The organism is Empedobacter sp. UBA7494, assembly GCF_002478465.1.
In the GTDB taxonomy this organism is placed as follows: domain Bacteria; phylum Bacteroidota; class Bacteroidia; order Flavobacteriales; family Weeksellaceae; genus Empedobacter; species Empedobacter falsenii_B.
The window spans coordinates 1-2,836 of record NZ_DLOC01000052.1; the positions used below are offsets into that span (position 1 = coordinate 1).

Sequence of the window (2,836 nt, forward strand, 5' to 3'; positions counted from 1 at the left end):
TTCCAAAAAAGAAAAGCAAAATGGATACTTTATGGTTATCGACTCGGGGAAAATTCTACTTCGTAGAATCTATTTATAAATAAAAAAAGCTCGAATAAATCGAGCTTCAGATAATTATTCATTTCATAATATTATACGAGATGTTCCAAAATTGTATTTAATTCTTGTAATTCGACCAAGAAACCATCGTGTCCAAAAATAGAATCTATTTCGATAAATTTTGCATTTGGAATATGATTCGCTATAAATTTTTGTTCCTTTGGGGGAAATAAAATATCCGAAGAAATTCCAATCACTAAAGTATTCGAAGAAATCTGAGCCAAAGATTTCTCTAAAGATTCTCTATTTCGAGCCAAGTTTTGTGAATCCATCGCTTTCGAAAGTGTCCAATAAGAATGTGCATTGAATCGATTTGCTAATTTTTCACCTTGATATTTTTGATAAGAAGACGCTTTGAAATCGTTGTAAACAGAATCCTCGTCTTTTTGCTTCTGTTCATATATAATATAGGTACGATAAGACAACATCGCAATTGTACGTGCTGCAATCAATCCATTTCTTCCTCCATTCTCAGTTTTATCGTTAAAAGTTGCATCTGCCTCGATAGCTAAACGCTGAGATTCGTTGAACGCAATTCCCCAAGGAGAATGTATTGCATTCGTCGCCAACAAAACTAAATTGTCCACTTTAACTTGATTCAGCAACGTAAATTCTAACGCTTGTTGACCACCGAGTGAACCACCAATTAATAAATGAATAGTCGAAATTCCTAAATGGTCTGCTAACAATTGATGCCCATTTGCCATATCTTTTATCGTAATTGTAGGAAAATCTCGATAATAAGGTGAATTTGTTTCAGGATTTGTAGACAACGGATTTGTTGTTCCGTAATTAGAACCAATCACATTGGCGCAAATAATAAAATGATCTTTTGGATTGAACAATTCATTTTCTCCAAAAAGACCAGCCCACCAATCGAAAACATCCGAATTTGCCGTTAAAGCATGACAAACCCAGATGATATTGTTTTTTTCGGGATTCAATGTTCCAGCTGTATGATAAGCAATGGTTAAATTTTCGAGAATTTGACCATTTTCTAATTGAAATGGTTTTGTATAATTATATTGATGAAAATTCACTGAATTAATTTATAGCTAATAATACTTTGTTTACTTAATTTTATCAAAAGCTCGCTGAAGATCATTTTTGATATCATCAATATATTCAATTCCGACAGAAAGACGCAATAAACCAGGAAAAACTCCAGCAGATTTTTGTTCATCATCGCTCAGTTGTTGATGAGTTGTTGCAGAAGGATGAATAATTAACGATTTTGCATCGCCAACATTTGCCAAATGACTAATCAATTTTAAACTATCAATAAATTGATTCGCTTTGTCTGCATCACCTTTAATTTGGAATGATAAAACAGCTCCGAAACCATTTTTCAAATATTTTTTTGCCAAATGATGACTTGGAGAAGTAATTAATCCAGGATAATTCACTTTTTCAACTTGCGGATGAAGTTCTAACCAACGCGCAATTTCTAACGTATTGTCCAAATGTTTCTGAACTCTTAACGACAACGTTTCTAAACCTTGTAACAATAAAAAAGAATTGAACGGAGAAATGGCAGGACCAAAATCACGTAAACCTTCGACGCGTGCACGAATAATAAATTGAATATTTCCAAAAGGACCATTAATTCCGAAAACATCAGAAAAAACTAAACCATGATAACCTTCCGATGGTTCTGAAAATTGTGGAAACTTTCCGTTGCCCCAATCGTAATTTCCACCATCTACAATCACGCCTCCAATAGAAGTTCCGTGCCCACCGATCCATTTTGTAGCAGACTCGACTACAATATTTGCACCGTGTTTTAATGGTTTGAAAATATAGCCACCAGCTCCAAATGTATTATCAACAATTAAAGGAAGGTTATATTTTTTTGCAATAGCTGAAATTGCTTCGAAATCGGGTACGTTGAAACTCGGGTTTCCGATTGTTTCGGTATAGATTGCTTTTGTATTTTCGTCAATTAATGATTCGATAATCGCAGGATCTGCATTTTCTGCGAAACGTACTTCGACACCTAAACGTTTAAAACCAACTTTGAATTGATTGTATGTTCCTCCATAAAGATTAGAAGCAGAAACGAAGTTATCACCAGATTCTAAAATATTATTTAATGCAATAAATTGTGCTGCTTGACCAGATGCAACTGCTAAAGCGGCAACACCACCTTCTAATGCTGCGATACGTTTTTCAAAAACGTCTGTTGTTGGATTTTGAATTCGTGTATAAATATTTCCAAATTCTTTTAACGCAAACAAATTTGCTCCATGTTCGGCATCATTGAAAACATAAGATGATGTTTGATAAATAGGAACTGCGCGCGAACCTGTTGTTGGATCGACTTCTTGACCTGCGTGAACTTGTAATGTATCGAAATGTAATTTTTTTTCTGTTGACATAATAAAATGATTTGAATGTGATAATTAATTAAATTGTAGGGTAGAGTAGGTTTGTTGTATTAAATTAACAATAACACATTCGGATTTTACTATTGACACAATTATAAATATTTTGAAGTAGGACACCGTGTCCAAAAGAATGTTTTTGAGAATTGTACTCCATCTGAAAAATTTTAGCTCATTTTGGGTTACCTTTCGTAACTCCTTTTTTGACGAAGTGAAATTAGAATTATTTTCTAAATTATAAAATATTAAAACTGTTTTTAGAAAACATTTCTATAATATTTAATTAATTAGAATAAGTTTATATTTTATAGGTAAATCAATACTGGAAAAACTATTAATCTAAATTTTATAGA

Annotated in this window: 2 protein-coding genes; both read right to left on the minus strand. The window is 32.8% G+C overall.

Features of this window, described 5'->3' with window-relative positions; translation table 11 throughout:
• Nucleotides 1-131 precede the first annotated feature (131 nt).
• Nucleotides 132-1,139 carry a homoserine O-acetyltransferase family protein gene (locus B4E95_RS05570; protein ID WP_291050873.1) on the minus strand — a complete coding sequence of 336 codons (1,008 nt, stop codon included), beginning with the start codon at nucleotides 1,137-1,139 and terminating at the stop codon, nucleotides 132-134.
• Nucleotides 1,140-1,169: 30 nt separating this feature from the next.
• The gene (locus B4E95_RS05575; protein WP_291090599.1) at nucleotides 1,170-2,477 is read right to left on the minus strand and encodes an O-acetylhomoserine aminocarboxypropyltransferase/cysteine synthase family protein; all 1,308 of its coding nucleotides are present in this window, start codon (nucleotides 2,475-2,477) and stop codon (nucleotides 1,170-1,172) included.
• Nucleotides 2,478-2,836: the final 359 nt, after the last annotated feature.

What these genes read in the sequence shown, in the direction of transcription:
- B4E95_RS05575 (WP_291090599.1), bottom strand. Translation starts at nt 2,477, where the DNA reads ATGTCAACAGAAAAAAAATTACATTTCGATACATTACAAGTTCACGCA.